The sequence below is a fragment of the Deinococcus aerius genome, assembly GCF_002897375.1.
Taxonomy (GTDB): Bacteria; Deinococcota; Deinococci; order Deinococcales; family Deinococcaceae; genus Deinococcus; species Deinococcus aerius.
In genome coordinates this window covers 130,262-150,267 of sequence record NZ_BFAG01000011.1, presented here as the reverse complement: position 1 = coordinate 150,267, position 20,006 = coordinate 130,262, and the positions used below count along the sequence as shown (strand labels likewise).

Genomic DNA, 20,006 nt, shown 5'->3' with positions numbered 1-20,006 from the left:
CCTCAGCCCCTGGGTGAGGGGCCTCTTCTGCCCGACACGTTAGAAGGTGGGGGCCGTCTCGGAGGGGCTGCTCTCGCTGCTGCCGTCTGTCTGGTTGCCGTCCGTCGAGAACCCATCGGGCGAGACGGGTATGTCGCCACCCTCCTCGGGGAGGGGCTGCGGCTCGGCGGGGGCCGGTTCCGGCGCGATGTCGATGGAGGAGCCGCTGTCGGGAGCGGGTTCGGCGGGCAGAGGTTCGGGCTCACCGGACGTGAAGGTCTCGTCCGTGTTCGGCTGAACGGGGGTGTTCTCCTGGGGTGCCGGATTCTCCTGAGGGGCGGCATACGGGTCACCGGTGGGAATGCCGTCGATGGCCGGGTCCACGGGCACCGCGTTGAGGTCGAGGGAGGGCACCTCCCCGGTGGGGGCGTCCTGCGGGGGCACCTCGGTCACGGGGCCAGGCTGGGAGGCGGGGTCGGGCTCCGGCTGAGGGGCCGGGGCGGGCGCGCGGTCCCGGCGGCTGAAGAAGCCCCCTCCCTCGCCGTTCCCGCTGCCGTCGCGGGCGACCTGTTCCTGATCGGCCTCCTCCTCGCGGAAGGCCATCTCGACGCGGCGCACCACCCGGTAGGTGATGCCGCCGGGCTCGGTGAAGCTCTGGCGCGGCTGCCCGGCAAGCGCCCCCGCCACCGCCTGCTGCCACACGGGGGTGGGAATCTCGCCGCTGTAGGCCCAGCCTGGCAGCGCGCCGCCCGCCTGCTTGCCGACCCAGACCGCCCCGCTGATCGTGGGCGTGACCCCGGCGAACCACAGGTCCTTCACGTCGTTGGTCGTGCCCGTCTTGCCGCCCACCTCCCGGCCAGGAATCTGCGCGCGGGTGGCGAGGCCGCCCTCGGCGGGGGTGAGGTCGTTCACCACGCCGCGGATCATGTCCAGCCCTAGCCAGGCGGTGCGCTCGTCCCACACCCTTTTGCCCTGCGGGGTCGGTCGGTTGTAGAGCACCTGCCCGCGGTCATCCTCCACCCGGCGCACCAGCGTGGGCGTGTAGTAGAGGCCGCCGTTGGCGAAGGGGGCATAGGCGGCGGCCATCTGGAGCGGGCTCGCCTCCAGGGTGCCGATGCTCAGGGACAGGCCCGCGTTCGGGGGCGGGTCGAGCCCCAATTCGCGCAACTTGGCCTCGAAACTGGACAGCCCCACCTCCTGCGCGATGCGGACGGTGGGGAGGTTCAGGCTGTGGTCGAGCGCGTACCGCATGGTGACGTAGCGGCCGGTCCAGCGCCCGTCGTAGTTCTGCGGCTGGTAGTCACCGGTCAGCGGCGCGTCCAGCACGGTGTCGCTCTGCTTCCAGCCCTTTTCGAGCGCCAGCGTATACAACAGCGGTTTGATGGAGCTGCCCACCTGCCGCCGCGCCTGGGTGGCGTTGTTCCAGTCCGAGGGCCGCCCGCCCGTCAGCTTCTGCCCGACGAGCGCCAGGACCTCCCCATTTTTCGGGCTGACGAGGGCCAGGCCCAGGGTGGCGCCGTCGGGGAGTTGCGCGTTCAAACTCGCCCGCTCAGACGCCTCCTGTGCCCCGAGGTCCAGCGCCGTGTACACCTTGCCCCCGCCGAAGAGCGCCTTGCGCCCGATCTTGGGGATGAGTTCGCGCTCGACCGCCTGGAGGTAGTGAAAGGCGGTCTGGACGGGGGGCGGAGGCATGTTCTCCTGGAGGCGTTCGGGCCGTTCCAAAACGGCGCTGCGAACAGTACCGTCACTGTTCCAGCCGATGCGCCAGCCCGCCGGGTAGATCGGGGTGCGCCACGCGGCGTCGGCCTCCGCCTTCGTGACCCGCCCGTCCTCCACCATGCGGTCGAGCAGATTTCGCATGAGCGGACGGTACGCCTGGAAGTCCTTGTACCGCTTGTTGGGCGCGGGCACGATGGTCGTGAGGTAGACGCTCTCGGCGAGGTTGAGGTCAGCGGCACTCTTCCTGAAGTACGCCCTCGCCGCCGTCCCCGCCCCGATGATGTCGCTGCGCCCCCCGTCGCCCCAGTAGATGACGTTGAGGTAGGCGTTGAGAATCTGGTTCTTCGTGAAGCTGCGCTCCAGTTGGTAGGCGAGGACCGCCTCCTTGAACTTGCGCTCGGGGGTGCGCGCACTCTTGAGGTCGGAGAGCAGCGTGTTCTTCACGACCTGCTGGGTGATGGAGGAGCCGCCCTCCAGGTCGTTCTCGAAGATGCCCTTCAGGAGCCCGCGCGCAATGCCGATGTAGTCGACCCCGTGGTGCTCGAAGAAACGGCGGTCCTCGCTCGTCACGATGGCCTTTTGCAGCCAGGGGCTGATCTCGTTGAGCTTGAGGAGGTCGCGGTTCACGCCCTCGCCGCTGCCCAGGCTGGGGGTCAGGGTGCCCACGAGAGACCCCTGGCGGTCGTACACCCGGGTCTTGCCGCTGAATTCCAGCACGTCGAGGTCCTGCACGCTGGGCAGGTCGCGCCCCCAGGCCCACCACATCCCCCCCGCGCCCGCCGCCCCCAGCAGGAGGAGCACGCCCAGGCCAGTGAACAACCGCATGGCCCTCACTCTAACGGCCTTTCATGTGGCCGCACGGGGCGGGGCTCACGGTCGGTGGGGGGAGGTCAGGCATCCTGCCTTCAACCTACCGGCTCCCCGGGGCGCCATCGTCCGCCTTTGGCATGACGCGCCCCGGGGTGGGGCGGGCCACGCTGGAACCCATGTCCGCCCCCGCCTTTCCGCGCCGGGACGCCCGGTTCTGGCGCCAGCTCTGGCAGTTCACCCGGGGGCAGGCGGCGTGCTGCACCTTCGCCTTCGCGGTGGTGGGCCTGCTCGCGCTGTCGCGGGCGCTGCCGCTGGGAGCGTGGGGGCTGGCCCGCTACGACTTCCTGCTGCTGGGCTGCCTGCTGGTGCAGGGGGCACTGCTCGCCCTGCGCTTCGAGACGCCGCGCGAGGCGGGAGTCATCCTGCTGTTTCACGCGCTGGGCTTCACGCTGGAGGCCTTCAAGGTCGCCCACGGGAGCTGGGCCTACCCGGAGGACGCGCTGAGCAAGGTGCTGGGCGTGCCGCTCTACGCGGGCTTCATGTACGCGAGCGTCGGCAGCTACATGACCCAGGCGTGGCGGCGGTTCGGCCTCGCCCTTGAGCATGCCCCACCCCTGCGCGTTCAGGGTGGGCTGGCGGCGGCGGCCTACCTGAACTTCTTCACGCACCACTTCGGGCCGGACCTGCGCTACGTGGTCACGGCGGCGCTGCTGCTCGCCTACCGCCGGACGAGGGCCGCCTTCACCGTGGGGCCGGAGCGGTACACCATGCCGCTGGGCCTCGCCTTCGCGCTGATCGGCGGCTTCGTCTTCCTGGCCGAGAATGCCGCGACCCGGCTGGGGGCCTGGGTCTACCCGCACCAGTCGGGCGGCTGGCAGCCCGTCCACCTCGCGAAATGGCTGGCCTGGACCCTGATGGTGGTCGTGGCCTTTCTGATCGTGTCGGGATTGAAACGCTGGGAGGAGCGGGGGCGGGCAGCACACACCGGAGTTGCCGCACCTCCTCCCCTCTCTCCCGCAAAGGGTGCCGCTGCCCCGCAGCCTACCCGCGATTTGTCCTAGCATGGCGTTCTGCCCCGCCCGCGCGGGAGAGCCAGAGAAGCGAGACCCCATGACCCACACCCTCACACCCGAGACGCAACGCCTCTTTTCCACCCTCGTCCGGGGCGCGGCCCAGGCCATCACCGACTACCGCATGATCGAGGACGGCGACCGCGTGATGGTCTGCCTCTCGGGCGGCAAGGACAGCTACACGCTGCTCGACATCCTGCTACACCTGCAAAAGCGGGCGCCGATTGACTTCGAGATCGTCGCCGTGAACCTCGACCAGGGCCAGCCGGGCTTTCCCACCCATGTGCTGCCCGAGTACCTGACGCGGTTAGGCGTGAGGCACGACATCCTGACCGAGGACACCTACTCCATCGTCAAGGAGAAGGTGCCGGAGGGGAAGACGACCTGCTCGCTGTGCAGCCGCCTGCGCCGGGGCATCCTGTACCGCCATGCGCGGGAGATCGGCGCGACGAAGATCGCGCTGGGCCACCACCGCGACGACATCCTCGAAACGCTCTTTATGAACATGTTCTTCGGCGCGCGGCTCAAGGCTATGCCGCCCAAACTTCAGAGCGACGACGGGACGAACGTGGTCATCCGGCCGCTGGCCTACCTCGCGGAGCGGGACATCGAGCGGTATGCCGTGGCGAAGGGCTTTCCCATCATCCCCTGCAACCTGTGCGGCAGTCAGGAGAACCTGCAACGCAGGGTCGTCGGCGAGATGCTGGAGGGCTGGGAGCGGGAGCATCCGGGCCGTCTTCAAAATATCCTGCGCTCGCTGACGCGCGTGACGCCCAGCCACCTCCTCGACCGCGACCTCTTCGACTTCGCCTCGCTGAGCGTGCAGCCCGTCGAGGGCGACAAAGGGTTTGACGGCGAGGAGTACCCGGAGCGGGAGTTTCTAGCGGGGTTGAGAGAGATGACGCTGATTCAATGAAATACAACCTAATCTCTGCCTTCTGCTCGTATTCATCAACAGCAGGAGACATGTGTAAGTTAACCCCTAATTATCAGGATAAAATACGATCGATATATTAGTTTTGAGGAAAAGGATAATTATACCATAGTGTTATAGAATTGTCTTTGAAATTGAACAATATTCGATCCCATCCGTCATTTACTGTGTCCCCTTTTTTAGCATAAAAATCGAGGGTACTCGTCTCCGGTGGAATCGTAAAGGGAATAACCTTGCCATCATAGTAGTACGGTTTTAACGCACCATTGTTTAATTTATAACCAATAACGGAGTCTCTAAAAGTAGATTCAGCGATATAAGCATTATCAGCTTTTAAGTTACTTACACTATTATCCTTGGTATTAAGAACGACATAGAGTGGATACAAGTAGAAGCCCTCTCTTATAGAAGGGTATTTGTACCCGCTTGATTTAAGCATAGGAATTGCAAACGAAGAGGTGTTTTCCACAGCAACCAGCTTCAATAATTCTGAAACGCTGTTTGCCTTAATATAGACTTTATTAGTATCTCCCGTTATGGTATAGCCGCACTGATCAATGTCTACGTTATCGAATTTTAAAAACTTATCTGTAGCCTTTGGAACGTCAGGAAAAGTCGCTTTTTCCTTGTAGCTTAATCTAATATAGCTACCCATTTTTAGGGTAGGGCAGTCTACCACCTGTGCACCCGCAAGAGAGGCGGCAGCAAGAGTAGTGGTGGCGAGGATCATTTTCATTTTTTCTCCTTCCGGGGAAACCCGAGATAAGTGTAATGCCCCCTTCGCCCATGCACTGCCTAATTTGTGTATGGACTTCAACTGACCCTCAGATTAGCCGCCCCTCGTCACCCGGGTCCGGCGTCTGTATCGGCACGCCGCGGGCGTTCAACGCCTCGCGCAGCATGGGGATGTTCTTGAGTGCATGTCCGCGGGTCGTATTCAGAAAAAATATGTAGAGTTCAGACAGATCATCCGCCACCAGCGCGATCTTCTCCGCCCACTCGTCCATCTCGGCGCGGTTGTAGAGGTAGTCGTGCCGCTCGGCGGCGCTCCCGCCCTCCCACCAACTGCCCTTGTTGCGGCCATGCAACCGGAGGTAGCCCACGTCAGTCGTGACGTGAACCTGCGGCTCGGGCATCCCGCCGACCGGGGGATAGTCGGGGCTGACCCAGATCAGGCCGTACTCGGCCATGCCCTCGCGGACCTCGGGCTTGTCCCAGGAGGCATGTCTCAGCTCGACGGCGAGTTCGTGTCCGGCGAAGCGCTCGGCCAGGCCCAGCAGGTACTTGCGGTTGTCGGCGGTGCGGTGGAAGGAGTAGGGGAACTGGGCGAGGTAGGGACCCAGCAACCCCGCGTCGGCCAGGGGGCCGGGGCTTTGCAGCATCCGGTCGTAGTCGGCGTCGGTGGGGGCGCGGTCGTGGGTGAAGACCTTGTTGAGCTTGACGGCGAAGCGGGTGCGTCCGGCGGACTTGCGGGCCATCCCCTCGAAGGCCTTGAGGCCGGGAATCGCGTAGAAGGAGGAGTTCAGCTCGACGGCATCGAAGTACCGCGAGTACGTCTCCAGGTAGGCGTCCTTCTTCACGCCCTCGTAGATCAGGCCGGGGGCCGCCCAGTCGTCGTTGGTGTAGCCGCCACAACCGATCCAGACACGCATGGGGCCAGCGTAGCGCGGCGGTACGGGCGGGAGGGCGGAGGCTAAAGGCCGCCTTCAGCCCGCGCGGGGGTGGCGGTTCAGGTGCGCCCAGAAGGCGGTAATCGTCCGCACCGCCTCGCGGAACTGGGTGAAGTCCATCGGCTTGATCACGTAGGCGCTCGCCCCGTGGGCGTAGCTCTCGCGGATGTCGCGGTCCTCGCCACTCGTGGTGAGCATGACGACCGGGATGGCACGGGTGGCGGCGCGGCCCCGCACGGCATCCAGAACGGCCAGACCGTCGATGTGCGGCATCTTGAGGTCGAGCAGGATCAGGTCGGGGAGGGGCGCGGGGCCGTCGAGCGCGGCCAGGGCCTCGCGCCCCCCCACGGCGACGAGAATCTCGTGGTCACCGCTGTCCTGAAAGGCGTTCAGGGCCAGTTCCACGTCATGCGGGTTGTCGTCTACCAACAGGATACGCCGCCGCTCCACCGAACGCCTCCTTCCCCTCGCCCCCCAGCCTGCACGCCGGATATGAAGATTTTCTCAATTCTGACGACCGAGGTGTGACCGAGCCGTGTTCGCTCGACCGTAAAGGGACGGGAAGCCGCTCTAGACTGCCCCCATGTTGACGAAGCGCATCATCCCGTGCCTGGACGTGCAAAACGGGCGGGTGGTCAAGAACGTGCGGTTTTTCGAGGACCACCGCGACGCCGGGGACCCCCTCACCCTCGCCCAGGCCTACGAGGCGCAGCAGGCCGACGAACTGGTGTTCTACGACATCACCGCCACGCACGAGGGCCGCTCGCTGATGCTCGACGTGGCCGCCCAGGTCGCCGAGCAGGTCATGATGCCGCTGACGGTCGGGGGCGGGGTGAACGCCGTCTCGGACTTCCGGCAACTGCTGATGGCGGGGGCGGACAAGGTGAGCGTGAACAGCGGGGCGGTGCGGCGCCCTGAGGTGATCCGCGAGGCGTCGGACCACTACGGCGCCCAGTGCGTGGTGCTGAGCATCGACGCCAAGCGCAGGCCGAACGGCGAGGGCTGGACGGTCCACGTGGGCGGGGGCCGGGTGGACACCGGCCTCGACCTGCTGGAGTGGGCCGAGCGGGGGCAACACCTGGGCGCGGGCGAAATCTGCCTGAACGTGATGGACGCCGACGGCACCCGGGCGGGCTTCGACCTGGAGGCCACCCGGGCCGTCGCCTCGGCGGTGGACCTGCCCGTGATCGCCTCGGGCGGGGCGGGGCGGCTGGAGGACTTCCGCGACGTGCTGACGGACGGGCTCGCGGACGCTGCCCTTGCCGCCAGCGTGTTCCACTTCGGCGAACTGACCGTGCCGCAGGTCAAAACGTATCTAAGGGGCCAGGGCCTGCCCGTGCGCCCGGAGTGGAGGGACCTGTGACGAGGCTGGACGATCTGAGATTCGGCGCGGACGGCCTGATCCCCGTCGTGACGCAGGATGCCCGGACCGGTGCCGTGCTGATGCAGGCGTACGCGGACCGCGCCGCCGTGCAGCGCACGTTGGACACCCGCGAGGCCACCTACTACAGCCGCTCGCGCGGCGAGCAGTGGGTCAAGGGCGCCACGAGCGGGCACACCCAGCGCGTCGTGTCCGTCGCCCTCGACTGCGACGGCGACAGCGTGCTGTACCGGGTCGAGCAGACCGGCCCCGCGTGCCACACGGGCGAATACTCCTGCTTCCACCGGCCACTCCTCGGGGAACAGACAGCGGATACCGGGCTGGACGGCACGCTGGAGCGCGTGTATGTGACGATCACCGAGCGCCTTGCCACCTTGCCCGAGAACAGCTATGTCGCTCGGCTGCACGCCGGGGGCCTGGACCGCGTGCTGAAAAAGATCAGCGAGGAGGCGGGTGAGGTGCTGCTCGCCGCGAAGAACGGGGACCGGGCCGAACTCGCCACCGAGGCCGCCGACCTCTTCTTCCACACCCTCTTCGCCCTGGCCGAGGTGGGCGTCTCCCCTGCCGATGTGGCCGCCGTCCTACAGGGGCGGGAAGGCAAGAGCGGGTTGAAGGGGCCGAAGGAGGTGGGGTGAGCCGCAACGGTGAACGCCCGGTAAAGCCCATGAGAAATCCGCAGGCCCCGTGTTCGCATACCGCTGGGTGAACAGTGCGGCGCTCCTGCAAACCGCGCCGCCGGGAGGTTCACCTATGAGACGACTCACTCTGCTGCCCGTCGCCTGTGCGCTCGCCCTCTCCTCCTGCGGCCTGACCAATTCGCCGGTCGCGCCCTCAGGCCGCGTGGCCTACGGGCTGGATGCCCAGGGGCGGCTCGTCACCTTCGGCCTCGACAACGCCTCCGTCAGCGTGACGACCCGGGCGCTAACCGGCCTGGGCGTGGGCGAGACCCTGGTGGACCTCGACGTGTTCAATAAGGACGGCGCGCTGTACGCCCTCACCGACACGGGCAAGCTCTACCGGGTGGACACGGCCACGGGCGCCCTGACGCTCAACACCAGCGGGAGCCTGGGCGCCCCCCGCGTCATGGACTTCAACCCGGCGGCCCTGCGCCTGCGCGTCTTCAGCACCGGGGACATGAACTACCGCCTGACGCCCGCCACGGGTTCCCCCACCGACGGCGCGGTCACGGACGACGGCATGCTCATGTACGCGGCGACCGACGCGGGCGCGGGCAAGAACCCCAACCTCGTCGCGGCGGCGTACACGAACTCCTTCCAGGGTTACCAGCCGGTGATGGCCGACTTCAACCCGCCCACCACCCTGTACTCGGTCGATGCCGACCTCGACACCCTGGTCACGCACACGGTCGGCCCGGCCTTCAGCACCCTGAACACGGTGGGAAGCCTGGGTGTGGATGCGGGCGCCGGGATGACGGGCTTTGACATCGCGGGGACGAACGAGGCGTACCTGACCACCAGCAGCGGCACGAACACCATGCTCTACACGCTGAACCTGAGCACCGGCAAGGCCACCCTGAAGTCGACGATCAATGGGGTCGCGCTCAAGGCTTTCGCGGTCATGCTCTCGCCGCGCTCGTAGGTCAGGAGGTTACGGCCCCACCCGCAACTCGTTCTGCACGGGACCGGAACGGTCGGCGACTATGGCGCGGGCGACGACTTCCGGCGAGAGGGCTCCGCGTGGAACCCGGCCCACCTGAGCCCACAACCCCGTGTCTACGGCAGGCGGCAGGACCAGCGTGATCCCAACGCCGCGCGCCTCCAGCCGGGTCACCTCGGCGGCGCGGCTCAGGGCGGCCTTGCTCGCGGCGTACTGCGAGAAGCCCCGTGCAGTGACGAGTTCGGGCCGGGCGCCGAGCAGGTACACCCGGCCCCCAGAGGCCATGCGCCCCAGCCCGTGCTTGAGGACCCACAGCGCCCCGAAGTAGTTGGCGTTCCACACCGCGCGCACAGCGGAGGGCTCGGCTTCCGTCAGCGGGCCGGGCAGGGCGGCCCCGGCGGCGTAGACGAGGGTGTCCAAATCGCTCAGGTCCTCCAGCAGCGCCCGCACATGGCTCTCGTAGGCGAGGTCCGCTGCCCTGGCCCGTGCCCCCAGCTCGGCCGCCAGCGCCTCCAGCTTTTCCGCGTCACGTCCACTCAGGGTCAGCCGCGCGCCCCCCGACGCAAAGGCCCGCGCCGTCGCCGTGCCGATACCCCCGGTCGCCCCCACGATGAGCGTGTTCACCCGGGCAGCAGAACACGCACGGGCGGGCGGGACGGTACGCTCGGGTACATGCCGCCTTCCGCACCGCAGGGCAAGGCCGAGTGGCGGGCGTGGGCGCGGACAAGGCGCCAGGAGGTGCCCGACCTCTCGGCGGAGGTCACCGCACACCTGACCACCTTCCTGCAAGCCCGGGGGGCCAGGCGCGTTCTGGCCTACCGCGCCCTGCCCGGCGAGCCTGACATTTCCGCCCTCGCCCCTCACCTCGACCTCCTGACCACCCGCGCCCGCTTTCGGCCCGCGCCGCACCTCACGCTGCACCCCTGGGAGACGGCGACCGAGATGAGCCGCTTCGGGGTGCTGCAACCCCCGGCGGACGCGCCGCGCGTGGGGCTGGAGACGGTGGACGCCGTACTCCTCCCCGCACTCGCCTACGACCGGCGGGGGGTGCGGCTGGGCTACGGGGGCGGCTTCTACGACCGGCTGCTGCCGGAGTTTAGGGGGTTGACCGTCGGGGTGGTCTGGGACGCCCTCATCGTGGACGAGTTGCCGAGCGAGTCCCACGACCTGCGGGTGGGATTCCTGGCGACGGAGACGGGGGTGCGGGCCGTTCAGCGCTGGGCGAGCGGCCAGGCCTCCTCGGGCCTGTAGAGGCCTCCGGGTCCGGGCTTCCGCAGGAGCCAGACCTCCGAGCAGGTGAAGGCCAGAGGCCCGACTTCCAGGTCGGCGAACTCGGCCCTTGCCGCTTCCAACACAGTTCGAAGGTCCACGCCACGCCGCCTGAGCGCCAAAGTAAGGTGCGGCGTCATGTGTGGCCCCTCGTACCCGAACCGCTCGGCAGGTGCCAGAGCCTCGAGGAGGCGGACGTGCAGCGCCACCACCTCCGGCGACTGAACGGCCAGATAAACCGCGCTCCCGTTGCGAAAGGCCCTCGCGCCGCCTACTTGCAGGGCGACGGGGGGACTGGCCGCGACGCCTGCCCGCGCGGACGGCACCCACTCCAGATCGCCGCCGAGTCCGCTGCGGGCTTTGACGGTCACGTGGGGGGCGCTTTCGCGCAGGCCCAGACGTTCCCGGAAGGCCTCCACCCGGGCGGCGAAGTCGGCGGGAGGCAACAGGCCCAGCAGGAAAGAGGGCGTCACCTACCCGGCCCCGTGAAACGAAAAGACAACGTGTGGGGGCGCTTTTTCGCTCTCCGGCATGAGCCACTCTATCCCACTTCACGTCCAGGTCCGCCGGACGGGCGCGGGGCGACCTCCGGTACAGTTCAGACGTGACCAGCACTCCTGAGACGCCGCTGAAGCGGACACCCCTGCACGCCGCGCACCTGCGCGCCGGGGCCCGCATGGTGCCCTTCGGCGGGTGGGACATGCCCGTGCAGTACACCGGAGTCCGGGCCGAACACGAGGCGGTGCGGACCCGCGCCGGGGTCTTCGACGTGTCCCACATGGGGGAATTCCGCGTCACCGGGCCGGACGCCGAGGCTTTTCTCCAGCGCGTCACCACGAACGACGTGAGCAAGCTCAAGCCCGGCCGCGCCCAGTACAACTGGCTGCCGAACGAGGCGGGCGGCCTGGTGGATGACATCTACGTGTACCGGGTGGGGCCGGAAGAATTCCTGCTCGTCGTCAACGCCAGCAATATCGAGAAGGACTGGGCGCACCTCCTGAACCAGGCGGCAGGCTTTGCCGTGACGCTGGCCGATGAGTCGGACCGCTGGGGCCTGCTCGCCGTACAGGGACCCGAGGCCGAGACCATGCTCCAGCCGCACGTGGATGTGGACCTGAGCACGAAGAAGAAAAATGCCTTCTTCAAGGCGACGTTGCTCGGCTTCGACGTGCTGCTCGCCCGCACGGGTTACACCGGCGAGGACGGCTTCGAGGTCTTCGTGAAGGCGGAGGAGGCCGAATCTCTCTGGGACCGCCTGCTCGCGGTGGGCCTCACTCCGGCGGGCCTGGGCGCGCGGGACACGCTGCGACTGGAGGCGGGCTTCCCCCTCTACGGGCACGAGTTCGCCGACGACCTCCACCCCCTCGCCAGCACGTACACCTGGGTCGTGAAGGACAAGGAGCATGTGGGCCGCGCGGGCATTCAGGCCGCGCCGCCCGTGAGGCTCATCGGTCTGGCGCTTGACCGGGTGCCGGTGCGCGAGGGCTACCCCGTGCTGCTGAACGGCGAGCGGGTCGGCCAGGTCACCAGCGGCACGAGCAGCCCGACGCTGGGCCACCCCATCGCCATGGCGCTCGTTCGGGCGGATGCCGCCTCCGAAGACGCCTACGAGGTCGAGGTGCGGGGTAAGGCGCATCCGGCGCGGCGGGTGGAGTTGCCCTTCTACAAGCGGTAAACGCCAACTCACCCCGTTTTCCCTCCCAAATCCCACACATCTCCCCTGCTCGACATAGGAGAATCAACCCCATGCAGACTCCCTCCGAACTGAAGTACGCCCCCACGCACGAATGGCTCGCCGAGGACGGCACCGTCGGTATCTCCGACTTCGCGCAGGACCAGCTCGGCGACGTGGTGTACGTCGAGCTGCCCGAGGTGGGCCGCGTGGTCACGGCGGGCGAAACGGTCGCCGTGGTCGAGTCGGTCAAGACGGCCTCCGACATCTACGCCCCCGCCAGCGGCACCATCACCGCCGTGAACGAGCAGCTTTCCGGCAGCCCCGAACTCGTGAACAGCGGCCCCTACGGTGACGGCTGGCTCTTCCGGCTCGACGTGACCGAGGAAAGCGGCGACCTGATGGACGCCGAGGCGTACAGCGCCGCCAATAGCTGACCTTTCCACCCCCAGCGGTCAGCATTCGGCCACCCGGGCTGAACCTGACCGCTGTTTGCTGATCCCTCCAAAGGAGTCCCCATGCGCCCCCTCAACGAACTTCTGCAAACCGACGACTTCACCTCCCGCCACATCGGCCCCACTGAAGCGGAACAGGCCGAGATGCTCGCCGCGCTGGGCGTGTCCAGCCTGGACGAGCTGGTGGAAAGCACCCTGCCCGAGAGCATCCGCTTTGGGGGCGAACTCCAGGTCGGCGGCCCCGTCACCGAGGCGCAGGCCCTCGCGGACCTGAAGGCCGTCGCCGCCAAGAACAAGGTCTTCCGCTCGTACATCGGCATGGGCTACTCCGGCACGCACGTGCCCCCCGTGATTCTGCGGAATATGCTGGAAAACCCCGGCTGGTACACGGCGTACACGCCCTATCAGGCCGAGATCAGCCAGGGCCGTCTGGAGATGCTGCTGAACTTCCAGCAGATGGTGATGGACCTGACCGGGATGCCCGTCTCCAACGCCTCCCTGCTGGACGAGGCGACCGCCGCCGCCGAGGCGATGACGCTGGCCCGAAGGCAGGTCAAGAGCAAGGGCAACGTGTTCTACGTGGCCGACGACGTTCACCCCCAGACCCTCGACGTGGTCCGCACCCGTGCCGAGTACTTCGGGTACGAGGTCGCCACCGGCCCCGCGAACGGCGATATCCCGGAGGGAACCTTCGCCATCCTGGTGCAGACGCCCGGCACGTATGGCGACCTGCACGACCTCTCCCCCATCGCCGAGCGCATCCACGCGGCGCAGGGTGCGCTGATCGTGGCGACGGACCTGCTGGCCTGCGCCCTCGTGACCCCGCCCGGCGAGCAGGGCGCGGACATCGTGATCGGCAGCGCCCAGCGGTTCGGCGTCCCAATGGGCTTCGGCGGCCCGCACGCGGCGTTCCTCGCCTGCCGCAGCGAGTACCAGCGGTCCATGCCCGGTCGCGTGATCGGCGTTAGCAAGGATGCCCGAGGCAAGACCGCCCTGCGGATGGCGATGCAGACCCGCGAGCAGCACATCCGCCGCGAGAAGGCGACGAGCAACATCTGCACGGCGCAGGCGCTGCTGGCGAACATGGCCGCCGCCTATGCCGTGTACCACGGGCCGGAGGGCATTCGGACGATTGCGGAGCGGGTGCATAGGCTGACGGGCATTCTGGCGCGTTTCCTGGCAGAGGCTGGGGTTGAGGTTGTTACCGGGAACTTCTTTGACACGCTGACATTCAAGGGCGATAGCGTTGCCATCCGCGCCCGTGCGGAAGCGAAGGGCATCAACCTACGCTACGAAGGCGACCTGATCTCGGTCAGCTTGGACGAAACAGTCGCGCCTGCTGACGTTGAAGACCTGATTGAGGTCATTACTGGAACGCGCCAGAACGATCAGGGCCAGGAATTCAAGGTGTTGTCTGAGTACCAGCACAAGTTTATCAGTGGGATTCCTGAGGCCCTTGAACGCACATCCCCCTACCTCACCCACCCCGTCTTCAACACGCACCACAGCGAGAGCGCCATGCTGCGCTACCTCAAAACGCTGGAGAACCGCGACTACAGCCTCGTCCACGGCATGATTCCGCTGGGCTCCTGCACCATGAAGCTGAACGCCACGGCGGAGATGATTCCCGTCACCTGGCCGGAGTTCGGCAACCTGCACCCCTTCGCGCCCGCCGACCAGACGCAGGGCTACGCGCAGATGCTCACCGAGCTGGAGGCGTGGCTGGCCGACATCACCGGGTACGACGCGGTTTCCCTGCAGCCCAACAGCGGCGCGCAGGGCGAGTACGCGGGCCTGCTGACCATCCGCAAGTACCACGAGAGCCGGGGCGAGGGCCACCGCACCGTCTGCCTGATCCCCGCCTCCGCGCACGGCACCAACCCCGCCAGCGCCGCCATGCTGGGAATGCAGGTTGTCGTCGTGAAGACCGACGCGAACGGCAACATCGATCTGGACGACCTGAGGGCGAAGGCCGAGCAGCATTCCGCCAACCTGGGCGCCCTGATGATCACCTACCCCAGCACCCACGGCGTCTACGAGGAACACGTCACCGAGGTCTGCGAGATCATCCACGCGCACGGCGGGCAGGTGTACCTGGACGGCGCGAACATGAACGCAATGGTGGGCCTCGCCAAGCCCGGCCTGATCGGCAGCGACGTGTCGCACCTCAACCTGCACAAGACCTTCGCCATCCCCCACGGTGGCGGCGGCCCCGGTATGGGTCCCATCGGCGTGAAGGCGCACCTCGCGCCCTTCCTGCCCAACCATGAGGTGCGGCCCGTCAGCGAGAGCCACACCGGGGCGGTCAGCGCGGCCCCCTTCGGCTCGGCGAGCATCCTGCCCATCTCGTACCTGTACATCCGGCTGCTCGGCCCCGCCGGGCTGAAAAAGGCCACGCAGGTCGCCCTGCTGAACGCTAACTACATCGCCAAGAAGTTGGGCGGCGCGTTCCCGGTCCTGTACACGGGCCGTCACGAGCGGGTGGCGCACGAGTGCATCCTCGACATCCGGCCCCTCAAGCAGGCGTCCGGCATCACCGAGGAGGACATCGCCAAGCGGCTGATGGACTACGGCTTCCACGCCCCCACCATGAGCTTCCCCGTCCCCGGCACCCTGATGATTGAGCCGACCGAGAGCGAGCCGAAGGCCGAACTTGACCGCTTTATCGACGCGATGCTGAACATCCGCCGCGAGATTCAGGAGGTGCAGGACGGTCTGCTGAAAGCCGAGGACAGCCCGCTCCGGCACGCGCCACACACCCAGGACGACCTGATGGCGGACGAGTGGAACCGTGCCTACAGCCGCGAGACCGCCGCCTTCCCCACCCGCGCGCAGAGGGCGTGGAAGTACTGGCCCGCGGTGAACCGGGTGGACAACGTATACGGGGACAGGAATTTCGTGTGCTCCTGCCCGCCGATGGAGGAGTGGGTGGGGGTTTGAATTCAAACGGAGGGCTTGTTACACATTCATCCCTATGCTCTCAACTTCCCACAATGTAAAGTAGAGGTATGGCAGAGCCTCTTCATCAACGACGACAGCTTAGGGCGCTTCAGCGTTTAGAAAAAGCACTTGCAAATTCGCTTTCTCAAGCCAGTCTTGGCTCGGTAGAAGCTCGTGCAGTTGATGCCTACATCGATAAGTACCTTGGAATTTTGCGGGATCTGAAGAATGAAGATGTTGATGGGACTGAAGTTCTTGAACCATTTCAGCCATTACGAGTTGGCTACTCCGAGGAATTATATACTGCTTCGGATATCAATAGGGTAGTCAACGATATAAGGATCGCAATAGATATTTTGTCTGAGCAAGATAGTCTCGTTGGCAAGTCAAAGGGCGATAAGATCTTCATAACCCATGGAAGAGATGAGCAATGGAGAAGACTGCAAGCGTATCTTGAAAAACAGTTGAGATTAAATACTATTGAACTTTCTCAGCAGGCCTACAGAGGTAGGCACACATTAACTAAGCTAGATCAGGAGTCAAATAACTGCAACTACGCTATTATAGTTATGACTGGTGATGACATTACAGAGGATGGTGCTAGCAGAGCCCGCGAGAATGTTATACATGAGATTGGCTTTTTTCAAGCTAAGTTTGGAATAGAGCGTGTGTGTTTGATGTATGAGATAGGCACCAGCATACCGTCCAACATAGATGGGCTTGGGAGGGTTCAATTTGAAAAAGGCAGGATAGAAGCTAGTTTTAGCGACCTACATAGAGAGCTTCAAGAATTCTTTGACGTATAGGCAGCATGATTCCAACGACTAGACTCACCGAAAAAACAGTTTTGAGTAAACCTAACGTCAGAAATGTCTATTTCAAAGGCTGTTTCTTAACACTAGTCCTCTTCCTGATAACGCTTGGTGAACTTACTTACTCTTTGCTGCATATTTTCGACGCCAGCAAAGGGCAGAACTACTACTTTATTTCCATTATCCTACTGTTTCTACACGTTACTTTAAACTTCAATGACATAATACTTGGTTTCAGATCAATTGGCAGAATGAATGGTTATATAAGAAACGGCCTATTCTATCGTAAATTAGGTAGTTTCTTTGAAATCTTCAAAATGTCAGGCAGATGCACCTATCCCTCCTGCACTGGGTTAATTATTATAATTGACTCGCCTCACTCCTTGCGTTCTACAACCCCCTACGTAGGGGTATGCAATCTTAACAAACGTCGCCATAGCTATCTAATTAACCATAATTTTGTTGCGCGGCCTAGAGAAGATATGGATTGGTCGGAGCCGGAGCGGAGAGATCGCTAAGGATATTTATTGACAAGCTTATTTCAAATCTAATTGAAAAATTAGAGTGCTAAAGCCAACTTGATTTGAGCCTCAGGCGCAACGTCACGCATTTACCTCCGTTATCCCCGACTCGTGCTCTCCTATCTCCCCCTGCTTTTGCAGGCGCTGCCGCTTGTGGTCGAAGGTGGGGTGGGGGTCGGTGACGAGAACACGGAGGAGATTGGCTTCTTGATCGTAGGCCGTGCTGCCCCCCTTCGTCATTCCGGGAACCAGTTTTCGACCCTCAACCCCGGCACGCGCCTGAATTCCCCCTCGTTGTTGGTCACCAGCGTCACGTCTGCGCTGAGGGCGTGGGCGGCGATCAGCAGGTCAAGTGGGCCGATGAGCTTTCCGGTCGCCTGCAACTTCGCCCTGATTTCCCCGTAGGCCCAGGCGGCAGCGTCATCGTAGGGGACCGTCACAAGGTCCAGCAGGAATTCCTCCAGGGCTTCATAGGTGCCGGGGCGGTTGCTCCTCGCCACGCCGAACGCCAGTTCCGCTACGGTCACAGTGCTGACGGCCAGATCACCAATTCGGTGGCGCCGGAACACCTCCGCCACGTGAGGCGGACGCTTGTTGATGATGTAAATGCAGGTGTTAGTGTCGAGGAAGTACAGGGGAGAAGCCATGTTCAGAAGTCGCCCCAGTCGCGCTCCTGCTGTTCACCCTGATCCCGCTCGATCTGGAAACCGTCAAACTTCTCCAGGCTGGAAAGGAGGTTCTTCCACCCGTTGTTGCGGGGCAGCAGCAGCACGCCGTCGCCGACGCGCTTGATGATGACCTCCTCGCCCTCGAAGCGGTACTCCCTGGGCAACCGGACCGCCTGGCTGCGGCCTGTCAGAAAGAGCTTCGCAGTGTCGTATTTGGCGCTGGTCATCCGCTACCCCCTCGATAGATACCAGCAGTATATACCGAGCGGCGATCCTCGTCTGGGCTTCCCTCTTCCCTCAGTGGCGAGGGTAAGGGGAGGCGGGTCACCGCTTGGCGGGGAGCTCGCTCAGGTCGCCCCGACAACGTCAAGAACCCGCTGAGGCCGGGCAGTCAGCGAATCGTAGCCGTAGTGAATCTGCCGCAGGAGTTCCAGCGCCTCCAGACGTTCAGCGGGCGTGCGCGTCAGCCAGTACGCGAGGTCACCGCCTTCATCCTCCAGGGAGGCGATTTCGAGGGCGTGACGATTCATTTGGGCGTCACGGAGGGCTATGAGGCATTTTAGCCCACCACGCACTTCGGCTTCTGCCCGCTTGGGAGCGCGGGTCAGGTCAGGGAAGACGGTCGGCGGGGTCGGGCTCGGCGTCGGGGACAAGGGCCATCGCCGCGTCGAACTTCTCCCAACTGCCTCTCGCGGCACGTTCCTTCAGATAGTCCTCGGTCAGCAGGGCGCTTACCTTCTCCGCGACGGCGGTGGAGATGAGCTGATTCACGCTCACGCCTTCCTGTTTGGCAAGGTCCTTCAGGCGCTTGTGCAGACTGTCGGGCAAACGGACGCTCAGGGTGCTCACGGTGGGCCTCCCATCAGGGTCAGGAATTGGGCGGGCGTGACGGCCTGGATGTTGAACCTCTCGCTGCCCCCGAAGTCCCGGACGTTGAAGGTCACGATGTGGGAACACTGGCCGTTGATGGCGAGTTCCAGAACGTGATCGTCCTTCGGGTCCCGCAACTGTGGCCGCCAGAGGAAGGACATACGGGGATGGCTGCTGACGGCGGCGAGTTGGTCGAGGATGTCATGGATGGCGTGTTTGGGAAGAGGCGTCGGCTCCCGAAGCAGCACGTCTTCGTATTCCAGGCAGAGCGCGACGGAAAGAGCTATCTGGAACCGCCCCTGCCTGAGTCCCATCAACACCGCAAAAGCTGCCCCCCGGTTCGAGCGGAGTGCCGAGTAAAGCACGTTGGTGTCTAGGACAACCCGCACAGGAAGACAATACCATATATGGTACTACTCTCCTGCCGCCACTTCCCCCTCTTATTCCCCCTAAGTGGCTGGCGGCTACGGTTCCGCCCTTCCCGGAAAGGGCGCCGGGAAACGCTCCACCTCCACCACCAGCCACTTTTTGCCTGCTCACTCCGTTCGGGGTGATGCCCCTGTCATCACCCGGCAGCTACTTATGTCTACACTCAGGGATGACCGCTCGCGTCAGCATCGACCCTGAGGTGAGTGGCGGCAAACTCACAGTCACCGGAACACACGTCAGCGTGGAGGACGTGCTGGGGTGCCTGGACTACGCGGCGCGGCTCGCGGGCCATCGGGTGACCTTCCATCCCTGTGCGCCCGACGCCTAACACCCCTTTCCTCCCCTCTTAAGAACCGGATGAGCGGCGGGCAGACAATGCAGGGGCAAACGTCGCAGAGGAGGAACGACCATGACCGACGACCGCAGGGAGAGCTACAACCCGCCCGTGGACACCAGCAACTCCCCCGGCGAGGGGGGGAACAGCACGGCCAACGAGCCGGGGAACAATGCCGCCCCCAGCCTCGATACCACGCTGGACACCTCCCGCACGGGGGGAATGGGCGGCATGGCAGGCACGATGGACGTGACCGTAGACACGGACATGGCAGGTTCACCGACGACTACGGAACTCGAAGACCTCTGAGCCCGGGAGAGGGTGTGCCCCCTCCTACTCCTCGCCCCGCGGCGGCCTGATCCTCAGCGCCTGGCGGGCGACGAGGACGGCCAGAAGGAGGCCGAGCCCGTGCCACAGCGGGTGCTGCGCGGCCAGGGCGAAGGCGATGTCACCCGCGACCAGCAGCCCCGCCAGGCCCACCCCGATCAGCGGCACGCGGCTCTGGTGGGGCGTGTCGTACATGGGCGTGCGGGGGTGGGGGTCGGTCATGGCGTCGAGCGCCTCGACGTAGCGGATCAGGGTCAGGACGCCGTAGACCAGCATCCATCCGGCGAGCAGGATCAGCGCCAGGCCCTGGTACCGCCCCGCGCCCGCATAGTCCAGAGCCCCCAGGGTGAAGTGCCACAGGGCGGTCAGCAGGGAGAGCAGCGCCAGGCCCAGCATGGCGGGCGTGCTGTACATCGGGGGGGCGCCGAGGGGGGGCATAGGGAATGACCCTCACCTTACGCCCCTGCCTGTGGATGAACCGTGGGAAGGGCGGCCAAGGAGACTTGAGAGGGCCGTGTTGGGCGTGTGC

25 protein-coding genes are annotated in these 20,006 nt (G+C 65.0%); 12 read left to right on the top strand and 13 right to left on the bottom strand.

All coding sequences use genetic code 11. The features are described from left to right. Positions 1–39: 39 nt before the first annotated feature. A complete protein-coding gene (locus tag DAERI_RS15315) occupies positions 40–2,523 on the bottom strand; it encodes a transglycosylase domain-containing protein (RefSeq protein WP_103130300.1) in 2,484 nt (827 codons plus the stop codon). A 122-nt stretch (positions 2,524–2,645) separates the two neighbouring features. On the opposite strand from DAERI_RS15315, the gene DAERI_RS15310 reads away from it, so the two are divergent. Both DAERI_RS15310 and ttcA read left to right on the top strand, forming a co-directional pair. Next, positions 2,646–3,569, top strand: coding sequence for a DUF817 domain-containing protein (locus DAERI_RS15310; protein WP_235610417.1), 924 nt, complete (start codon positions 2,646–2,648; stop codon positions 3,567–3,569). A 49-nt stretch (positions 3,570–3,618) separates the two neighbouring features. Continuing rightward, positions 3,619–4,494: a tRNA 2-thiocytidine(32) synthetase TtcA gene (ttcA, locus tag DAERI_RS15305; RefSeq protein ID WP_103130299.1), complete on the top strand. Its 876-nt coding sequence runs from the start codon at positions 3,619–3,621 to the stop codon at positions 4,492–4,494. A 97-nt stretch (positions 4,495–4,591) separates the two neighbouring features. Here ttcA and DAERI_RS22075 read toward each other — a convergent pair whose 3' ends face one another. The 3 genes from DAERI_RS22075 to DAERI_RS15295 all read right to left on the bottom strand — a co-directional run bounded on the left by DAERI_RS22075 (position 4,592) and on the right by DAERI_RS15295 (position 6,632). Next, complete coding sequence (locus DAERI_RS22075) at positions 4,592–5,248, bottom strand: hypothetical protein (RefSeq protein ID WP_133162047.1); 657 nt, start codon at positions 5,246–5,248, stop codon at positions 4,592–4,594. An 88-nt stretch (positions 5,249–5,336) separates the two neighbouring features. Beyond that, positions 5,337–6,164 carry a DUF72 domain-containing protein gene (locus DAERI_RS15300; protein WP_103130298.1) on the bottom strand — a complete coding sequence of 276 codons (828 nt, stop codon included), beginning with the start codon at positions 6,162–6,164 and terminating at the stop codon, positions 5,337–5,339. A gap of 54 nt (positions 6,165–6,218) precedes the next feature. After that, positions 6,219–6,632 carry a response regulator gene (locus DAERI_RS15295; protein ID WP_103130297.1) on the bottom strand — a complete coding sequence of 138 codons (414 nt, stop codon included), beginning with the start codon at positions 6,630–6,632 and terminating at the stop codon, positions 6,219–6,221. Between the two features lie 133 nt (positions 6,633–6,765). Here DAERI_RS15295 and hisF point away from each other — a divergent pair, with 133 nt between their 5' ends. The 3 genes from hisF (at position 6,766) to DAERI_RS15280 (ending at position 9,162) form a co-directional block, all read left to right on the top strand. Next, positions 6,766–7,545, top strand: a complete 780-nt coding sequence (gene hisF, locus DAERI_RS15290; protein WP_103130296.1) for an imidazole glycerol phosphate synthase subunit HisF — start codon at positions 6,766–6,768, stop codon at positions 7,543–7,545. Beyond that, positions 7,542–8,198 (top strand): bifunctional phosphoribosyl-AMP cyclohydrolase/phosphoribosyl-ATP diphosphatase HisIE, encoded by a 657-nt coding sequence (gene hisIE / locus DAERI_RS15285; RefSeq protein ID WP_103130295.1) that lies wholly within the window; start codon positions 7,542–7,544, stop codon positions 8,196–8,198. The genes hisF and hisIE overlap by 4 nt, the downstream gene beginning before the upstream one ends. Before the next feature lie 115 nt (positions 8,199–8,313). Continuing rightward, entirely contained in the window at positions 8,314–9,162 is an 849-nt protein-coding gene (locus DAERI_RS15280) for a DUF4394 domain-containing protein (protein ID WP_235610416.1), read from the top strand. Between the two features lie 9 nt (positions 9,163–9,171). Here the strand turns inward: DAERI_RS15280 and DAERI_RS15275 are convergent, their stop codons facing one another. Next, positions 9,172–9,804, bottom strand: coding sequence for an SDR family NAD(P)-dependent oxidoreductase (locus DAERI_RS15275; RefSeq protein WP_103130294.1), 633 nt, complete (start codon positions 9,802–9,804; stop codon positions 9,172–9,174). A 48-nt stretch (positions 9,805–9,852) separates the two neighbouring features. On the opposite strand from DAERI_RS15275, the gene DAERI_RS15270 reads away from it, so the two are divergent. Further along, complete coding sequence (locus DAERI_RS15270; RefSeq protein WP_103130293.1) at positions 9,853–10,431, top strand: 5-formyltetrahydrofolate cyclo-ligase; 579 nt, start codon at positions 9,853–9,855, stop codon at positions 10,429–10,431. Here DAERI_RS15270 and DAERI_RS15265 read toward each other — a convergent pair. Next, on the bottom strand, positions 10,392–10,922 hold the full coding sequence (locus DAERI_RS15265) for a 2'-5' RNA ligase family protein (RefSeq protein WP_103130292.1): 531 nt from the start codon (positions 10,920–10,922) through the stop codon (positions 10,392–10,394). The genes DAERI_RS15270 and DAERI_RS15265 overlap by 40 nt on opposite strands. Positions 10,923–11,053: 131 nt before the next feature. Between DAERI_RS15265 and gcvT the strand changes: the two genes are divergently transcribed. The 4 genes from gcvT (at position 11,054) to DAERI_RS15245 (ending at position 16,322) form a co-directional block, all read left to right on the top strand. Further along, positions 11,054–12,124: a glycine cleavage system aminomethyltransferase GcvT gene (gcvT, locus tag DAERI_RS15260; protein ID WP_103130291.1), complete on the top strand. Its 1,071-nt coding sequence runs from the start codon at positions 11,054–11,056 to the stop codon at positions 12,122–12,124. Positions 12,125–12,195: 71 nt separating this feature from the next. Further along, complete coding sequence (gcvH, locus tag DAERI_RS15255) at positions 12,196–12,558, top strand: glycine cleavage system protein GcvH (RefSeq protein ID WP_103130290.1); 363 nt, start codon at positions 12,196–12,198, stop codon at positions 12,556–12,558. A gap of 81 nt (positions 12,559–12,639) precedes the next feature. Beyond that, positions 12,640–15,516: an aminomethyl-transferring glycine dehydrogenase gene (gcvP, locus tag DAERI_RS15250; RefSeq protein WP_103130289.1), complete on the top strand. Its 2,877-nt coding sequence runs from the start codon at positions 12,640–12,642 to the stop codon at positions 15,514–15,516. A gap of 68 nt (positions 15,517–15,584) precedes the next feature. Next, the gene (locus DAERI_RS15245) at positions 15,585–16,322 is read left to right on the top strand and encodes a TIR domain-containing protein (protein WP_103130288.1); all 738 of its coding nucleotides are present in this window, start codon (positions 15,585–15,587) and stop codon (positions 16,320–16,322) included. Positions 16,323–16,930: 608 nt separating this feature from the next. On the opposite strand, the gene DAERI_RS22455 is transcribed toward DAERI_RS15245, so the two are convergent. From DAERI_RS22455 to DAERI_RS15220, 6 genes are all read right to left on the bottom strand, one after another. After that, on the bottom strand, positions 16,931–17,089 hold the full coding sequence (locus DAERI_RS22455; RefSeq protein ID WP_165794234.1) for a hypothetical protein: 159 nt from the start codon (positions 17,087–17,089) through the stop codon (positions 16,931–16,933). Continuing rightward, on the bottom strand, positions 17,086–17,496 hold the full coding sequence (gene vapC, locus DAERI_RS15240; protein ID WP_103130287.1) for a type II toxin-antitoxin system tRNA(fMet)-specific endonuclease VapC: 411 nt from the start codon (positions 17,494–17,496) through the stop codon (positions 17,086–17,088). The genes DAERI_RS22455 and vapC overlap by 4 nt, the downstream gene beginning before the upstream one ends. A 2-nt stretch (positions 17,497–17,498) precedes the next feature. Further along, positions 17,499–17,744, bottom strand: a complete 246-nt coding sequence (locus DAERI_RS15235) for an antitoxin (RefSeq protein WP_103130286.1) — start codon at positions 17,742–17,744, stop codon at positions 17,499–17,501. A 120-nt stretch (positions 17,745–17,864) separates the two neighbouring features. Then, positions 17,865–18,047 (bottom strand): hypothetical protein, encoded by a 183-nt coding sequence (locus tag DAERI_RS15230; protein ID WP_103130285.1) that lies wholly within the window; start codon positions 18,045–18,047, stop codon positions 17,865–17,867. A gap of 79 nt (positions 18,048–18,126) precedes the next feature. Further along, positions 18,127–18,366, bottom strand: coding sequence for a YlcI/YnfO family protein (locus DAERI_RS15225; protein WP_103130284.1), 240 nt, complete (start codon positions 18,364–18,366; stop codon positions 18,127–18,129). Continuing rightward, positions 18,363–18,776 carry a putative toxin-antitoxin system toxin component, PIN family gene (locus DAERI_RS15220; protein ID WP_103130283.1) on the bottom strand — a complete coding sequence of 138 codons (414 nt, stop codon included), beginning with the start codon at positions 18,774–18,776 and terminating at the stop codon, positions 18,363–18,365. The genes DAERI_RS15225 and DAERI_RS15220 overlap by 4 nt, the downstream gene beginning before the upstream one ends. Before the next feature lie 209 nt (positions 18,777–18,985). Here DAERI_RS15220 and DAERI_RS21805 point away from each other — a divergent pair, with 209 nt between their 5' ends. Further along, complete coding sequence (locus DAERI_RS21805; RefSeq protein ID WP_165794233.1) at positions 18,986–19,144, top strand: DUF433 domain-containing protein; 159 nt, start codon at positions 18,986–18,988, stop codon at positions 19,142–19,144. A gap of 81 nt (positions 19,145–19,225) precedes the next feature. Further along, entirely contained in the window at positions 19,226–19,459 is a 234-nt protein-coding gene (locus DAERI_RS15215; protein WP_103130282.1) for a hypothetical protein, read from the top strand. Between the two features lie 24 nt (positions 19,460–19,483). Here DAERI_RS15215 and DAERI_RS15210 read toward each other — a convergent pair whose 3' ends face one another. Then, positions 19,484–19,915, bottom strand: a complete 432-nt coding sequence (locus tag DAERI_RS15210; protein ID WP_103130281.1) for a hypothetical protein — start codon at positions 19,913–19,915, stop codon at positions 19,484–19,486. Positions 19,916–20,006 lie beyond the last annotated feature (91 nt).